At 61.5% G+C, this 15,918-nt stretch carries 14 protein-coding genes and 2 pseudogenes; 9 read left to right on the forward strand and 7 right to left on the reverse strand.

Features of this window, described 5'->3' with window-relative positions:
- Window positions 1-385: 385 nt before the first annotated feature.
- The gene (locus U9R80_RS22350; RefSeq protein ID WP_301840350.1) at window positions 386-586 is read left to right on the forward strand and encodes a hypothetical protein; all 201 of its coding nucleotides are present in this window, start codon (window positions 386-388) and stop codon (window positions 584-586) included.
- 337 nt (window positions 587-923) lie between these two features.
- Window positions 924-2,396 carry an inorganic phosphate transporter gene (locus U9R80_RS22355; protein ID WP_301840349.1) on the forward strand — a complete coding sequence of 491 codons (1,473 nt, stop codon included), beginning with the start codon at window positions 924-926 and terminating at the stop codon, window positions 2,394-2,396.
- Window positions 2,397-2,449: 53 nt separating this feature from the next.
- Here the strand turns inward: U9R80_RS22355 and U9R80_RS22360 are convergent, their stop codons facing one another.
- Entirely contained in the window at window positions 2,450-3,928 is a 1,479-nt protein-coding gene (locus U9R80_RS22360) for a helicase HerA-like domain-containing protein (protein ID WP_301840348.1), read from the reverse strand.
- A gap of 314 nt (window positions 3,929-4,242) precedes the next feature.
- On the opposite strand from U9R80_RS22360, the pseudogene U9R80_RS27415 reads away from it, so the two are divergent.
- From U9R80_RS27415 to U9R80_RS22380, 5 genes and pseudogenes are all read left to right on the forward strand, one after another.
- Window positions 4,243-5,073, forward strand: a pseudogene (locus tag U9R80_RS27415) (HAMP domain-containing protein); the annotation flags it as partial.
- A gap of 309 nt (window positions 5,074-5,382) precedes the next feature.
- Window positions 5,383-5,979: pseudogene (locus U9R80_RS27420) on the forward strand (methyl-accepting chemotaxis protein); the annotation flags it as partial.
- 142 nt (window positions 5,980-6,121) lie between these two features.
- Window positions 6,122-7,243 carry a glycosyltransferase family 4 protein gene (locus tag U9R80_RS22370; RefSeq protein ID WP_301840428.1) on the forward strand — a complete coding sequence of 374 codons (1,122 nt, stop codon included), beginning with the start codon at window positions 6,122-6,124 and terminating at the stop codon, window positions 7,241-7,243.
- A complete protein-coding gene (locus U9R80_RS22375; RefSeq protein WP_301840345.1) occupies window positions 7,236-8,009 on the forward strand; it encodes a polysaccharide deacetylase family protein in 774 nt (257 codons plus the stop codon). The genes U9R80_RS22370 and U9R80_RS22375 overlap by 8 nt, the downstream gene beginning before the upstream one ends.
- Window positions 8,006-9,019, forward strand: coding sequence for a lysylphosphatidylglycerol synthase transmembrane domain-containing protein (locus tag U9R80_RS22380; protein ID WP_301840343.1), 1,014 nt, complete (start codon window positions 8,006-8,008; stop codon window positions 9,017-9,019). The genes U9R80_RS22375 and U9R80_RS22380 overlap by 4 nt, the downstream gene beginning before the upstream one ends.
- Here U9R80_RS22380 and U9R80_RS22385 read toward each other — a convergent pair.
- Both U9R80_RS22385 and purU read right to left on the reverse strand, forming a co-directional pair.
- Window positions 8,985-9,158 (reverse strand): hypothetical protein, encoded by a 174-nt coding sequence (locus U9R80_RS22385; RefSeq protein WP_301840341.1) that lies wholly within the window; start codon window positions 9,156-9,158, stop codon window positions 8,985-8,987. The genes U9R80_RS22380 and U9R80_RS22385 overlap by 35 nt on opposite strands.
- A 23-nt stretch (window positions 9,159-9,181) precedes the next feature.
- Complete coding sequence (gene purU, locus U9R80_RS22390; RefSeq protein ID WP_028943351.1) at window positions 9,182-10,033, reverse strand: formyltetrahydrofolate deformylase; 852 nt, start codon at window positions 10,031-10,033, stop codon at window positions 9,182-9,184.
- A 313-nt stretch (window positions 10,034-10,346) separates the two neighbouring features.
- Here purU and mvaT point away from each other — a divergent pair, with 313 nt between their 5' ends.
- A complete protein-coding gene (gene mvaT, locus U9R80_RS22395; RefSeq protein WP_028943350.1) occupies window positions 10,347-10,724 on the forward strand; it encodes a histone-like nucleoid-structuring protein MvaT in 378 nt (125 codons plus the stop codon).
- A 95-nt stretch (window positions 10,725-10,819) separates the two neighbouring features.
- On the opposite strand, the gene sbcB is transcribed toward mvaT, so the two are convergent.
- The 3 genes from sbcB to U9R80_RS22410 all read right to left on the reverse strand — a co-directional run bounded on the left by sbcB (window position 10,820) and on the right by U9R80_RS22410 (window position 13,184).
- A complete protein-coding gene (gene sbcB / locus U9R80_RS22400) occupies window positions 10,820-12,250 on the reverse strand; it encodes an exodeoxyribonuclease I (protein WP_301840338.1) in 1,431 nt (476 codons plus the stop codon).
- Between the two features lie 61 nt (window positions 12,251-12,311).
- Entirely contained in the window at window positions 12,312-12,671 is a 360-nt protein-coding gene (locus U9R80_RS22405; RefSeq protein WP_301840336.1) for a PilZ domain-containing protein, read from the reverse strand.
- Window positions 12,672-12,797: 126 nt separating this feature from the next.
- Window positions 12,798-13,184 carry a tetratricopeptide repeat protein gene (locus U9R80_RS22410; protein ID WP_028943347.1) on the reverse strand — a complete coding sequence of 129 codons (387 nt, stop codon included), beginning with the start codon at window positions 13,182-13,184 and terminating at the stop codon, window positions 12,798-12,800.
- 225 nt (window positions 13,185-13,409) lie between these two features.
- On the opposite strand from U9R80_RS22410, the gene pyk reads away from it, so the two are divergent.
- Window positions 13,410-14,861, forward strand: coding sequence for a pyruvate kinase (gene pyk, locus U9R80_RS22415; protein ID WP_028943346.1), 1,452 nt, complete (start codon window positions 13,410-13,412; stop codon window positions 14,859-14,861).
- A 60-nt stretch (window positions 14,862-14,921) separates the two neighbouring features.
- On the opposite strand, the gene U9R80_RS22420 is transcribed toward pyk, so the two are convergent.
- The gene (locus U9R80_RS22420) at window positions 14,922-15,860 is read right to left on the reverse strand and encodes an iron-sulfur-binding ferredoxin reductase (protein ID WP_301840333.1); all 939 of its coding nucleotides are present in this window, start codon (window positions 15,858-15,860) and stop codon (window positions 14,922-14,924) included.
- Window positions 15,861-15,918 lie beyond the last annotated feature (58 nt).

Below are 15,918 nucleotides of genomic sequence, written 5' to 3' on the forward strand. Positions count from 1 at the left end.
TCCTCCGGGACATTTGTTTTATCGCTATCCTGTGAACAGAAGCCCATGCGATAGTCCGGTTTTGTTCCAGCCTCGACAAGTGTGTAACAACACGCAGCCCTTGCTGTCATAAGCATCGTTATATAAGTTGCAGGCTAGTTCGTACCCACTGCCTGGCAGGCGTTCGGCGGATCCGATTCATACCTGCCGGAACTCATCGGGTAGCGGACAGACACAATTACCGCAAGGTTGAATACGCAGTTGTTCATATTTGTGTGCATACTCAAAACCTACTGTTGCTGCGACAGTCATGCCCCTCTGGCAGCGTAGCCGCATTGCAAGTTGTGCTGTTGCACCGCTCTAATGCGTTAACGCCAGAGTTTATTCATAACCAACAGGTAGCACTGTGACGAAAGACGAACTGCGCGCGGAACTTGAGCGCCAGGAACAACGTTACAAGGAAGTTTACGGCGGAGAAGTCACCACTTATGCCGCCCAGCCCGACCCTGAACGCAAGCCTTGGCGCAAACGCGCAAGCATCCGCGACCAGGCCTTTGCCCAGGAATTGCAGAAAATCGAAAAAGAGCTCAAGCCCGACGAGGGCTAGCATGTGCCGGTCGCTACCGCCTGCCTGATGCAGGCGGTCGACGCTGCAACAGAGGAAAGTCCGTAGCGGCAATCGTTACACTGCCTACAGCAGCTCGTAATGGAATCTCACAAATTTCATACGGCCGTTTGAATCTTTCATTGCAGCCAGGGAGCGCCCTAAACCTTTAAATTTTCAGGATTTTCCCTGATTTTCAAGGGTATTTTCCTAGTCGATCCCGGCACTTTCACCCTCGGCACGACGCCGAAAAGGCCAAGACCAGTCAGCAGCAAGTGCATCGATTAGCAGGGTTTTCTGGCATAATCGCGCCCCCTTATGACCGGGTCAGAAAACCTTCATGATCGATTTATTCAGCGGACTTGATGCCTGGGTACTGGTGAGCTTGCTGCTCGCTTTGACCTTCGTACTCGCCTTCGAGTTCATTAATGGCTTTCATGACACCGCCAACGCGGTTGCTACAGTCATTTATACCAAAGCCATGCCGCCGCACCTGGCGGTGTTCTTCTCCGGGGTGTTCAACTTCCTCGGCGTTCTGCTCGGCGGTGTCGGGGTGGCCTATGCCATCGTTCACCTGTTGCCGGTAGAGCTGCTGATCAATGTGAACACTGGCCACGGCCTGGCCATGGTCTTCTCCCTGCTGGCCGCAGCCATCGCCTGGAACCTGGGCACCTGGTACTTCGGTATCCCGGCGTCCAGCTCCCACACCCTGATCGGCTCGATCCTCGGCGTAGGCCTTGCCAACGCCCTGATCAGCGACATTCCACTGGGTGACGGGGTCAACTGGCAAAAAGCTGTCGACATCGGCATGTCCCTGGTGCTCTCGCCCATGGCCGGCTTTGCCGTGGCAGCCCTGGTGCTGCTGGGCCTGAAGTGGTGGCGCCCGCTGTCGAAGATGCACAAGACGCCGGAACAGCGCCGCAAACTCGACGATAAAAAGCACCCGCCGTTCTGGAACCGCCTGGTTCTGGTGATTTCGGCCATGGCTGTGAGCTTCGTACACGGCTCCAACGATGGCCAGAAAGGCATCGGCCTGATCATGCTGGTGCTGATCGGTATCGTTCCGGCGCAGTTCGTTCTGGACCTCAACAGCACCACCTACCAGATCGAGCGTACCCGCGACGCCACCCTGCACCTGAGCCAGTTCTACCAGCGCAACGAAGCGACCCTGGGTGAGTTCCTGGCCCTGGGCAAAGCGCAAGATGCCGACCTGCCGGAGCAGTTCAGCTGCAATCCGCAGCAGACCGAGCCGACCATCAATGCCTTGCTGCAATCGCTCAAGGGCGTGACCGAGTACCGCTCGCTGAGCCCGGAAAAGCGTATTGAAGTACGCCGCTACCTGCTCTGCCTGGACGACACGGCCAAGAAAGTCGGCAAGCTGCCGGGCCTGCAGCCACGTGAAAAGGCTGACCTGGACAAACTGCGCAAAGACCTCACGGCCACCACCGAATACGCACCGTTCTGGGTAATCCTGGCGGTAGCCCTGGCCCTGGGCCTGGGTACCATGGTCGGCTGGAAGCGTGTGGTTCTGACCATCGGTGAGAAGATCGGCAAGCAGGGCATGACCTATGCCCAGGGCATGTCGGCACAGATCACCGCGGCGTGCGCCATCGGCATGGCCAACATCTTCAGCTTGCCAGTGTCGACCACCCACGTACTGTCGTCGGGTGTGGCCGGTACCATGGTCGCGAACAAAAGCGGCCTGCAAGGCGGCACCGTTCGCACCATCCTGCTGGCCTGGGTACTGACCCTGCCGGCAACCGTGGGCCTGTCGGCAGCCTTGTTCTGGCTGGCGACCAAGTTCATCGTCTGAACTGTCCCGCATTGAAAAAGGCGCCTTCAAGGCGCCTTTTTCATGCCTGCGGTTCAGCGTTTCTTGCTGCCACCGAGCAATGAGCCCATCAACCCGCGCACCAGCTGACGACCGAACTGGTTGGCTGCCTGACGCACCGCCGACTTGATCGCTTGCCCCGCAGCGCTCTGCAGGAACTCGCCAGCCTTGTCGGCCAGGCTCTCCTCGGCAGCGGCCGGGGCTTGCCCGGGTGTCGGTGCCCCGCCCTTTCGCGCGGTGAGCATTTCGTAGGCCGACTCACGGTCCACGGGTTTGTCGTAGCGCCCGGCCAGCGGGGACGATGCAATCAACGCGGCGCGTTCGGCCGCGCTCAATGGCCCTATCCGTGACTGCGGCGGCGCGATCAGCACCCGCTGGACCATACCCGGCGTGCCTTTTTCCTGCAGGGTACCCACCAACGCTTCACCAATGCCAAGCTCGGTCAGCACGCTCAGGGTGTCGAACGCAGGATTGGGGCGAAAGCCATCGGCCACGGCCTTCAACGACTTCTGCTCCTTGGCGGTGAACGCCCGCAGGCCATGCTGGACACGCAGGCCCAGTTGCGCCAAAACGTCATCCGGCAGGTCACTCGGCGACTGCGTAACAAAGTAGACCCCGACACCCTTGGAGCGAATCAGCCGCACCACCTGCTCCAGTCGATCCTGCAAAGCCTTGGGCGTGCCGTTGAACAACAAGTGCGCTTCATCGAAGAACAATGCCAGCAGCGGTTTGTCGGCATCGCCGCGCTCGGGCAGTTGCTCGAACAGCTCGGCCAGCAGCCACAGCAGGAAGGTTGCATACACCTTCGGCGCCTCGTGCACCAGGCGGCTGGCATCAAGCAGGTGGATGCGTCCGCGCCCCTCGGCATCCGGGCGCAAGATATCTTCCAACTGCAACGCCGGTTCGCCAAACAGCGCTTCGGCGCCCTGCTGCTCCAGGGTAGCCAGGCGCCGCAACAGCGCCTGACTGGAGCCGGTCGTCATCAGGGCACTGTCTTCGCCCAGCAATTGCGGGTTGTCCTTGAGGTGGGCCAGCAGCGCCTTGAGGTCCTTGATATCGAGCAGCAGCAGACCTTCACGGTCGGCCACTTTGAAGGCGGCATACAGCGCCGCCTGCTGAGAGTCGGTCAGTTCCAGCAAGTTGCCCAGCAGCAACGGGCCCATTTCGCTGAGGGTGGTGCGCAAGGGATGGCCGGATTGGCCGTGGATATCCCACAGACTGACCGGATATGCCTGCGGCCGATGCTCAAGCCAGGGCATCCCGGCAATGCGCTCGGCCACCTTGCCCTGGGGATTGCCCACGGCGCCCAGGCCACACAGGTCGCCTTTGACATCGGCAGCGAATACCGCGACCCCGGCATCGCTGAAGGCCTCGGCCATGTGCTGCAGGGTCACGGTCTTGCCGGTACCGGTGGCGCCGGCGATCAGGCCGTGGCGATTGGCCAGGCGCATGGCCTGGGAGACCGGTTGGCCGGCAAGATCCGCGCCGAGCACGAACTGCGAAGAGTCAGGCATGTTTTTTCACCCTCTGTTTAAGCTTTGGCTCGAATCGGCCGATATCAAGTTAGCGATAGACCACCAGAAAGACAGGAATAGCCCGACAAGGAGAGGGGACCTGCACTGCTTTCAAACTGTTCTTTGTGCAAACGAACCCGGATAACAAAACCTTAGCGGACCGACACGTTATGAACAAAAGCCTCCGATTCAGCCACAAGATCCTTCTGGCCGCTTCTCTGATCGTCATGATCGCGTTCACACTCTTTACTTTGTACAACGACTTCTTGCAGCGTAATGCCATTCGCGAAGATCTGGAAAGTTATCTTGCCGAGATGGGCGATAGCACTTCGACCAATATCAAGAATCTTTTTGATGGCCGCATCCTCTTGGTTCAAAACGTGGCACAAAACATTGCCACCTACCCGGATGCCGAACACATCGGCACATTGCTCGGCCAACAAGCGCTGGTATCAAGTTTTCTGACGATCTACCTGGGTGACGTCAACGGTGGCTTCACCATTCGTCCGCAAACCAAAATGCCCGATGGCTACGACCCGCGTGTGCGTCCCTGGTACAAGGACGGCATGGCTGCCAACGGACCGATCCTGACCGAACCCTACATTGATGTCAGCACCGGCAAAATGGTGATTTCAGTCGTCGCCACCGCGGCACGCAACGTCGGTGTGATAGGCGGCGACCTGGCCCTGGACGGCCTGGTGGAGATCATCAATTCGCTGAACTTCGGCGGCATGGGCTACGCCTTCCTGGTCAACGACCAAGGCAAGATCCTGGTCCATCCAGACAAGAACCTGGTGATGAAGTCGCTGTCGGACCTGTTCCCGCAGAACACCCCGCGCCTGACCAAGGACCTCAGCGAAGTCCAGCTCAACGGCGAAACCCGCCTGCTGACCTTCGCCCCGGTCAAGGGTCTGCCGTCTGCCAACTGGTACATCGGCCTGTCAGTCGATAAAGACAAAGCCTATGCGATGCTCAGCGAGTTCCGGACTTCGGCGGTGATTGCCACCCTGGTCGCCGTGGTGATCATCATCGCCCTGCTCGGCCTGCTGATCCGCGTGCTGCTGCAACCGCTGAACACCATGACCCGGGCCATGGAAGACATCGCCGAAGGCGAAGGCGACCTGACCAAACGCCTGACCATCCATAACCACGACGAATTCGGCACCCTGGGTACGGCATTCAACCGCTTCGTGGAACGTATCCACGGCTCGATCCGTGAAGTGTCGTCCGCTACCGAGCAGGTCAACGAAGTCGCCCTGCGGGTGGTCAGCGCCTCCAACTCCTCGATGGTCAACTCCGACGAGCAGTCCAACCGCACCAACAGCGTGGCCGCGGCCATCAACCAGCTCGGCGCCGCCGCCCAGGAAATCGCCCATAACGCAGCGCAAGCTTCGCAACAGGCAAGCTCTGCCCGTCACCTGGCCGAAGAAGGCCAGCAGGTGGTCGATCGCAGCATCGCCGCGATGAACCGTCTGTCGGATTTGATCTGCACCTCCAGCTCGCACATCGAGACGCTCAACAGCAAGACCGTGAACATCGGCCAGATCCTCGAAGTGATCACCAGCATCTCCCAGCAGACCAATTTGCTCGCCCTCAACGCCGCCATTGAAGCGGCGCGCGCCGGTGAAGCCGGACGCGGCTTTGCCGTGGTCGCCGATGAGGTCCGCAACCTGGCCCACCGCACCCAGGAATCGGCGCAACAGGTGCAGAACATGATCGAGGAGTTGCAGGTCGGTGCGCGTGAATCGGTCGACACCATGGGCCAGAGCCAACGCCACAGCCAGGACAGCGTGGAAATCGCCAACCAGGCCGGCGAACGCCTGGGCAGCGTGACCTTGCGCATCGGTGAAATCGACGGCATGAACCAATCGGTGGCCACCGCCACCGAAGAGCAGACCGCCGTGGTCGACTCGATCAACATGGACATCAACGAGATCAACATGCTCAACCAGGAAGGGGTCGAGAACCTGCAATCGACCCTGCGCGCCTGCGCCGACCTGGAACAACAAGCCAGCCGCCTGAAACAGCTAGTGGGCAGCTTCCGCATCTAAGCGCCCCGGGCAGCGGCGCCCGCCGCTGCCCCTCCCCTTAAGCCCGATCGAACAAACTATCCTTAACAGAGGTCAACCTTAGGGCGCGTCCTCAGGTGCATGCCAATGCCTGATGACACACTCTGAATGCGATCTCGGAGGGATGCTGATCGTGCACATCGCTGACATCACCATGTTCTATGCCCCCGCCAGCGGCGGCGTGCGTACCTATCTTGATGCCAAACATCGCCGCCTAGGACTCACCCCCGATGTCCGCCACAGCCTGTTGATTCCGGGTGCCAGCGCCAGCCATGCCAATGGCATCTATCAGGTCCCGGCCCCGGCCCTGCCCTTCGGCAACGGTTACCGTTTTCCGTTGCGCCTGGCCCCCTGGCGCAACGTGCTGCACGACCTGCAACCCGACCTGATCGAAGTCGGCGACCCCTACCTGACCGCCTGGGCAGCCCTGGATGCGCGGCGCCAACTCGATGTGCCAGTGATCGGGTTTTATCACTCCGATCTGCCGCTGCTGGTCAGTAACCGCATGGGCAACTGGTTCACGCCCAATGTCGAGGCCTATGTCAGCAAGCTGTATGGCAACTTCGACCGGGTCCTGGCCCCCAGCCAGGTGATGGCCAACAAACTGCGAGGCCTGGGCATCGACAACGTGCATGTACAGCGCCTTGGCGTTGACCTCACGGCCTTTCACCCGCGTCACCGCGATAACACGGTGCGCCAAGCGTTGAACATTGCCGACAGCACTCATCTGCTGGTGTTTGCGGGCCGCGGCTCGCGGGAGAAGAACCTGCCGGTGCTGCTCGACTGCATGAAACGCCTGGGCAAGCACTATCACCTGTTGCTGGTCGGCTCGCACATGCCCGCCATGGTGCCGGCCAATGTCACGGTCATCGACCACTTCTGCCCCGCCAATGAAGTCGCCCGACTGCTGGCCAGCGCCGACGCCCTGGTCCATGCCGGCGACCAGGAGACCTTTGGCCTGGTCATTCTCGAGGCCATGGCCAGTGCGATTCCGGTGATTGCGGTAGCGGCGGGCGCCTTCGAGGAAATCATCGACGAGCGCTTCGGCCGCTTGTGCCAACCCAATGACGGCCTGGCCATGGCCAGGGCCGTGCGCGAGGTTTTCGAGCAAGGCGCCCCGCAGCTTGGTCAACAGGGACGCCTGCATGCCGAGCAGCATTACGCCTGGGACACGGTGGTCAACGGCCTGCTGGCCCACTATCGCGCGGTGCTCGGCTATAGCCTGCCGGTACGCGCCCATGCCTGAGCACACTGGCAGCCAAACGGTCGGACGCAGCCTGCTGCTGGTGCTGCACGACGTGGCCCCCCATACCTGGCCCGACTACCAGCCGTTCGTCGAAGCGGTGGATGCCCTGGGCAACATCCCCCTGACCTGGCTGGTGGTACCGGACTTTCACAAGCGCGACCCACTGGCCCGGGCCACTGAATTTCGCCGGCTGCTGGACCGGCGCCTCCTGCGCGGTGACGAACTGGTCCTGCATGGCTATTTCCACCTCGATGACAGCCCTCCCCCACGCTCGCCAGGCAACTGGTTCATGCGCCGCATCTATACCCACGAAGGCGAGTTCTACAGCCTCGACCGGGCGACGGCCCTGGAGCGCGTGCAGGCCGGCATGGCGCTGTTCGAGCGTTTCGACTGGCCATTGGCCGGCTTCGTCGCCCCGGCCTGGCTGATGAGCGAAGGCACCCGCCAGGCCCTGGCCAGCGTGCCTTTGCAATACACCAGCGACCCGCGCCACCTCTATCGTTTGCCAAATTTTTCCGCGGTTGCTGCCCCCGGTCTTGTATGGAGCGCACGCAGCGCCTGGCGCCGGGGTCTGTCACGGATGGCCTGCGACCTTCAAGTCGCCCGCCTTGAACAGGCGCCGGTCATTCGCCTGGGCCTGCACCCGGTCGATATGCGCCACGGCACGTCCCGGCAGTACTGGATGCGCACCTTGCAGCGCCTGTTGCGCCAGGGCCGCACGCCCCTGACCAAATCCGCCTGGCTGGCCGGCGGGCCTGCACCGTGAAGCGCCTGGCCTGGTTGCTCTTCGCCCTCATGCTGGCCCTGTTGGTGCCAGCCTTGCTCGGCGGCAGCGATCTGGTGGCCCGCCTGCGTGCCTTTGCTCCCGGGTTGATGCTGGGCTTGCTGGGCATGATCCTGCTGTGCTGGATCATCAATGCCATCCGCCTGCGCCTGTTGCTCGGCATCCAGGGGGCCAACCTGGGCCGCTTCCGGAGCTTGGGGGTGATCATGGCCACCGAGTTCGCCATCTGCACCACCCCCGGGGGTAGCGGCGGGCCGCTGGCCTTGATCGCCCTGCTGGCCCGGGATCGCATCAGCCCTGCGCGCAGCGGCGCGGTGTTCGCCGCCGACCAGATCAACGACTTGCTGTTCTTTCTCTGCGCCATGCTCGGGATCGCCGGTTACGCCGTGTTCCACAGCCTGGGCCGCAGCCTCGAAGGCATGCTGGCGGGCAGCGCCCTGTTGATGGGTGGGGTGCTCGTGGTCGTGGGGCTATTGGTGGGCTGTCGAAGAGCGCTGCTACGGCTCAATGGCCGGCTGCTGCGCCGGTTGAAGGTGTCGGCCGCTCGGCGCCGTCGCTGGACGCGCAAAGTGTTGCACTTCTTCCGCGCCCTGGCCGACACCTGGCGTTTGCCCAAACGCACACTCGCCCTGGTGTTCGCCCTGACCTGCGTGCATTGGGGGTTGCGCTACAGCGTGCTGTACCTGGCCCTACGCGGGCTGGGCGTGGATGTGCAATGGGTACTGAGTTTTCTGGTGCAGATGCTCTCGCTCAGCGCCGGGCAGTTCAGCCTGCTGCCAGGCGGTGCCGGGGCCGCCGAACTGACATCGGCGACCCTGCTGACGCCCCTGGTGGGCAAATCAACTGCGGCGGCGGCGATTCTGATCTGGCGTGCGGTGACCTATTACTTCTACTTGATCGCCGGGGGCCCGGTGTTTCTCTGCCTGCTGGGGCGTCCACTGCTGGAACGCCTGCGCTTCAATCAGGCTCGGGTTCGTCGCGAGAAGGTTTGAGCTGCTTCCAAAGTTCGGCGGCACCGGGAAAGTCGGTGCCATCCTCACTGCTGAGCGCATCCGGGTCGTAGCGACTGAGGCAGCCCTCGCCGAGGGTCGGCGGGGCCTTGGAGGTTGCCTTGTCGAGGGGATCGGACATGCTGCAACCTCCCGAGGGGACGCTTAGTTGAAGACCACCGTCTTGTTGCCGTGAACCAGCACGCGGTCCTCCAGGTGGTAGCGCAGGCCACGGGCCAGGACCATCTTCTCGACGTCACGGCCGAAACGCACCATGTCTTCGATGCTGTCGCTGTGGCTCACACGCACCACGTCCTGCTCGATGATCGGGCCGGCATCCAGCTCTTCGGTCACGTAGTGGCAGGTGGCGCCAATCAGCTTCACGCCACGCAGCGATGCCTGGTGGTACGGCTTGGCACCCACGAACGACGGCAGGAAGCTGTGATGAATGTTGATCACCTGCTGCGCATACTCCTGGCACAGCTGTGGCGGCAGGATTTGCATGTAGCGGGCCAGCACCACCACATCGGCGCCGTGTTCCTTGACCAGGCGCGAGACTTCGGCGAATGCCGGCTGCTTGTCCTGCGGATCGACCGGAACGTGGAAGAACGGAATACCGTGCCACTCGACCATGCTGCGCAGGTCGTTGTGGTTGGAGATAACGCAAGGGATATCGCAGTCCAGTTCTTTGGCGTGCCAGCGGTGCAGCAGGTCGGCCAGGCAGTGGGACTCACGGCTGGCCATCAGCACCACGCGCTTTTTCTGGTCGGTGTCGGTAATACGCCAGACCATGGAGAACTCTTCGGCAATCGGCGCAAACGCCTCGCGAAATGCCTCGATACCAAATGGCAGGGTTTGTGCGCGGATTTCGTGGCGCATGAAGAACCAACCGCTCTGCTCATCGGAGTGATGGCTCGCTTCGTTGATCCAGCCGTTATAGGACGCCAGAAAATTACTGACTTTGGCGACGATGCCAACGCGGTCGGGGCAAGCAATCACCAGCCGGTAGGTGCGCATGAATGAGACTCCAGATACTTCGCAAAGGCGCACATTCTAGCGAGTGCCCGGAAAAACTGCAGTAGGCAATGCACACGTCCCGTCGCCCGCCTCGCCAGCAGCGCATCGGGCCCGAGCCCCCGTTACATGCCGCATGGCGCCAAAGTTAGGCATTATCCGAATGTCTTAGTTTGTAAATTTTTCTTAATGAAATCTATCGCATCGATTTAACGCGGCACCGGATAACTGCCAAGTTTAATGTTTACTTGGCAGTACGCTCTGACTATTATTGCCCCACTGTCTACCAGATACCTCAATTCCCAAGGAACGCCACATGTCCCTGATCAACGAATATCGCGCCACCGAAGAAGCCATCAAAGAACTGCAGGCCCGTTTGCAGAACCTGTCGCAAGACGACAAGCTGAAAACCGAGCTGGAATTTGAAGGCAAACTGCGCGCGCTGATGGGCGAATATTCGAAGTCGCTGCGTGACATCATTGCCCTCCTGGACCCGGAAGCCAAACTGAACAAAGCCCCACGTGGCGCAGTTAAAACCACCGGCACCAAGCGCGCGCGCAAGGTCAAGCAATACAAGAACCCGCACAACGGCGAAGTCATCGAAACCAAAGGTGGCAACCACAAAACCCTGAAAGAGTGGAAAGCCAAGTGGGGTGGTGATGAGGTTGAAAGCTGGGCAACCCTGCTGGGCTAATTGCCCGACTGCGTGACCAAATGTTACGCCAATAAAAAACGCCAGCATGCTGGCGTTTTTTTATTTCTGTCTGTCGCTGCCCCCTTCAACGTCGCTTAAATTCCGAACTGCAACTTCAAGGCCTGGGCATGTGCGCGCCAGTGGCCGAGCAATTCGCGTTGCGCGGCATCGGCCTGTTCCCAGCAGCTCTGCAGGGCCTGCTCGAAATCCCCCAAGGTGTTGGGCGCCCCCATGTGCGGGTCAGTCAGCCGCTGTGTGCAGAACAATTGCCAGCGCTGACGCTCCTGTTCATTCAAGGTGTCGATAAAATTGCGCGCGCGGTAACGAAACAGTAATTCGGGCAAACGTTCATCATCAAACATCCAGTGCCCCTGGCCTAATTGATGCGGATCAACCGACCGGACTTGCTCGCACAAACGCCGATCTCGATCACCAATAAAACCGTCATACAACTGCTGTTCCGGATCTTCACAAGGCGCAAACTCCTCCTCGCTGTAGATAGTCTGCAGTTTTTCCTGCCAGTTCTGCTGTGCCGCGATCAGGCTGGATGCCCGCACGTCAAACAAGGACATATCCAGCCCAAGACGTTGCTGATCTTGTGCTCGCAATACATTCAACGGCGCCACCACCGGACAGCGATTGATATGCACCAACTTCAAGGGGACCGGTAATTGTCCTTCAGGCATTTCTTCACGCCGGGTGTATAAGCGCTGGCGTAATGCATCGCCCTCCTCCTGCAACAAGGGTTGCGGATCCATTTGCAGATCACAGACGATCAGGGCATTACGGTTGCGCGGATGCCAGGCCAGCGGCAAGACCACACCCAGATAATTGCGCGCCGCAGAGAAACGTCCGGAAATATGTACCATCGGTTGTAGCAAGCGAACCTGATCCAGGACTTTCTGTTTACTGCGTAATTGAAACAACCAGTCATAGAGTTTCGGCTGTTTCTGCCGAATCAATTTCGCCAGCGCAATGGTTGCTCTTACATCGCTGAGGGCCTCATGGGCCTGACCATGGTCGATACCGTTGGCGGCGGTCAGCAGTTCCAGGCGCAAGCTGGTGCGCCCCTCCTGCTGGGGCCAGACAATGCCATCCGGGCGCAGCGCATAGGCGGTGCGCACCACATCGATCAGGTCCCAGCGGCTGTTGCCGCCCTGCCACTCGCGGGCATAGGGGTCGAAGAAGTTGCGGTACAGGCTGTAACGGGTGACCTCGTCATCGAAGCGCAAACTGTTGTAACCCGCCCCACAGGTGCCCGGACGTGCCAGTTCGGCATGGACCCGGGTCATGAACTCGGCTTCGCCCAAGCCCTGGCTTGCCAGCTGCGCCGGGGTGATGCCCGTGACCAGGCAGGCCGCCGGGTGCGGCAGGATGTCGTCGCTGGGTTGGCAATAGAGGTTGATCGGCGCTTCGATCTCATTGAGATCGAGGTCAGTGCGCACACCGGCCACCTGCAAGGGGCGATCACAACGCGGGTTGATGCCAGTCGTTTCGTAGTCGTGCCAGAAGATGCTGGAGCTCACGGGGCGTTCCTGAACAGAAGATCGTCCAGAGTCTAGGGCCACTGGCCCGTCACGGCCAGTCTCAGGCCGAGGCGTTCAACGGCTGGAAGCTGAAGTAACGGTGCAAGGCTTTGACCAACTGCGCGTATTCACGTGGGGCCTGCAACAGCATGAACCCGGAATCGTAGTGACCCGGCGTCTGCTCTTCATGGCACCACAGGCAACTGGCGGTGAGGTTGATCAGGTGCAGTTCACCATCGCGGCCCGGCACTTTGAGTTGCAACTCAAAATCCGGGCCGATCAGCATCGGCAGCTGGCTGATCAGCATAAGGCCGTCTTCGGACACGTTCCCCAGGTAGCCGATGGGCTGGTCGGTAAAGCGGTTGAAGACCTTGAGGTAGTAAGGGAGCTGATGACGCTCGATGTGGCGCTCGTGAAGCATGGTCGGAATCGCTGTCGAAGACCCTTATAGCAGGGTCGCGCTAGTGCGGCTGTAACGCGGATACGTCACTCTCAAGCTTAGTCCAATCCCACCCCAGCGTCACAGCCACGTCGGCACACTTTAGTGTTAACGCCAAGGCGTAGTAGTGGTGGGACGGGCAATGGCCGTCTCGCCGCTACGGAAGTGGCCCAACTGCTCCAGGGTCTGCAAACGGGCCCGGGCACGGTAGGCGTATTCGTTCTGCGGATAGCGCTGGATGAGGTACAGGTAGGTCTGCGCCGCATCGACATACAGCTTCTGCCGCTCCAGGCACTGGCCGCGCAGCATCGACACTTCCGGATGGATGAACGGCCGGGCGCGGCTGGTACGGTCGACCTGGGACAACTCGAGCATCACCTTCTCGCAATCGCCGCGATCATAGGCGCGGTAGGCGTTGTTCAGATGATGGTCCATCGACCAGCGGGTGCAGCCGACGACACTGGTGGCCAGGGCTAGAACGATCAAGGCTCGCATGGGGGAATCTCCTTCAATGAACAGTGTATCGGCGCGCCGGTGAAATTCTGTAGGCGCGGGCTTGCCCCGCGATAGCGGTGTGTCAGGTAGATCGCCATCGCGGGGCAAGCCCGCGCCTACCGTTCAAACGCCCCCCTGCCCCGCCGGCAGGTAGTGCAAAGGAACAATGACTACAGCGAAATTCCAGAGTAGCCTTTCGCTGCGCTTCACTATAGGAGTCTGTGCATGACCATCCGCCGCACCAAAATCGTCGCCACCCTTGGCCCCGCCAGCAACTCGCCGGAAGTTATCGAACAACTGATCCTTGCCGGCCTGGATGTCGCCCGCCTGAACTTCTCTCACGGCACCCCCGATGAGCATAAAGCCCGCGCCCGCCTGATCCGTGAGATCGCTGCGCGCCTGGGTCGCCACGTGGCACTGCTGGGCGACCTGCAAGGCCCGAAGATTCGTATCGCCAAATTCGCCAACAAGCGCATCGAACTCAAAGTCGGTGACCGCTTCACCTTCTCCACCGCTCACCCGCTGACCGCAGGTACCCAGGAAATCGTCGGTATCGACTATCCGGACCTGGTCAAGGATTGCGGCGTCGGCGACGAGCTGCTGCTCGACGACGGCCGCGTAGTGATGCGTGTTGAAACCGCCACTGCCGACTCCCTGCACTGCTCGGTCCTGATCGGCGGCCCGCTGTCGGACCACAAAGGTATCAACCGTAAAGGTGGCGGCCTGACCGCGCCGGCCCTGACCGAAAAAGACAAGGCCGACATCAAGCTGGCTGCAGAAATGGACCTGGACTACCTGGCCGTTTCCTTCCCGCGTGACGCCAGCGACATGGAATATGCCCGTCGCCTGCGCGACGAAGCCGGCGGCAGCGCCTGGCTGGTGGCCAAGATCGAACGCGCCGAAGCGGTCGCCGACGACGAAACCCTCGACGGCCTGATCGCCGCCAGTGACGCCGTGATGGTGGCCCGTGGTGACCTGGGCGTGGAAATCGGCGACGCCGAGCTGATCGCGATCCAGAAAAAGATCATTCAGCACGCCCGTCGCAACAACAAGGCCGTGATCGTCGCCACCCAGATGATGGAGTCGATGATCCAGAACCCGATGCCGACCCGCGCCGAAGTGTCGGACGTCGCCAACGCCGTACTGGATAACACCGACGCGGTCATGCTCTCGGCCGAAAGCGCCGCCGGCGCCTACCCGATCGAAGCCGTACAGGCCATGGCCCGCATCTGCCAGGGCGCTGAAAAGCACCCGACCAACCAGAAGTCCAGCCACCGCCTGCACACCCGCTTCGAGCGTTGCGACGAAAGCATCGCCCTGGCGGCCATGTACACGGCCAACCACTTCCCCGGCGTCAAGGCGATCATCGCCCTCACCGAGAGTGGCTACACCCCGCTGATCATGTCGCGCCTGCGTTCGCACGTGCCGATCTTCGCCCTGTCCCCGCACCGCGCCACCCAGGCTCGCGCCTCGATGTTCCGCGGTGTCTACCCGATTGCCTTCGACCCGGCTGCCCTGCCGGCGGAAAAAGTCAGCCAGGCTGCGGTGGACGAACTGCTCAAGCGCGGTTTGGTCGAGCCAGGTGACTGGGTGATCCTGACCAAAGGCGACAGCTACCACACCATCGGTGGCACCAACGGCATGAAGATCCTGCATGTCGGTGACTCGCTGGTCTGATCAGGCCTTCGCAGCACAAAAAAACCGCAGCCTGTGCTGCGGTTTTTTTATGCCTGCCCTTCAGGCGCGGCCCGTGAAGGTGTCGGCGAACAGTTGGTTGCGCGGCAAGCCGGCCAGAAACAATCGGCGGGCAAACTGCTCGACACTGGCGGGCGACCCACACGCCAGCGCGATGGTCTGCCTGGATTGCAAACGCAAGGCAGCCAGTGCCTGGGGCAGCGTCTGCGAGGTCAGCAGTTCGACCTGAAGTTGCGGATGACGCGCAGCCAGCGCTGCGAGCTCGTCGGCCAGATAGTGCCCTTGGTCGTCATGGGCCAGGTGTAGCAACCGGATCGGCCCGTGGTGCTCCTGGCGCAAGGCCTCGCGCACAATGCCCCACAATGGCCCCAGCCCCGTGCCCGCCGCCAGCAACCACAGCGGGCGTTCCTGCCAGTCGGCACCGTAGTGCAGCGCCCCGCCGCGCAACTCGCCCAGCCTCACCGCGTCACCGGCCTGCAACTGGCGCGCCTCATCACAGAATGCACCGGGCTGGCGACAATCGAGGTGAAATTCCAGGAAGGGCTCTTCGCCGGGCAAGCTGGCCAACGAGTAAGGCCGGGCCACGCCCTGCGCACTCCACAGCACCAGGTGCTGACCGGCCTGGTAGCGCAAGGGACGCTCAGGCTGAAGACGCAGGCGCAACACCTCGGCACTCAGCCACTGCACCTCGCCGACGCGGGCGGGCAAACCGTCACGCTGTGGATCGAACACCGCCACCCGCAGGTCATCCTCGACCTGGCACTGGCAGGCCAGGCGCCAGCCCTGTTCGCGCTTGTCGGCGCTCAAGGCACCGGGCAACGCATCGCCCGGCTCACCGTCAAGACAGCGCACCAGGCAGGCATGGCAGCTACCGGCCCGACAACTGTAGGGCACCGAGCATCCACCGCCGTTCAGCGCATCGAGCAAGTTACTGCCCGCCGGCACCGTCCAGCAGCGCTCGCCCACACAGAGTTCAGGCATTGATCGTCTCCCACTCGCAATCACCATGGCCAACCGCCACTTTAGGGACAAAGCCCGG

The sequence above is a fragment of the Pseudomonas sp. JQ170C genome (assembly GCF_035581345.1).
Lineage (GTDB): Bacteria > Pseudomonadota > Gammaproteobacteria > Pseudomonadales > Pseudomonadaceae > Aquipseudomonas.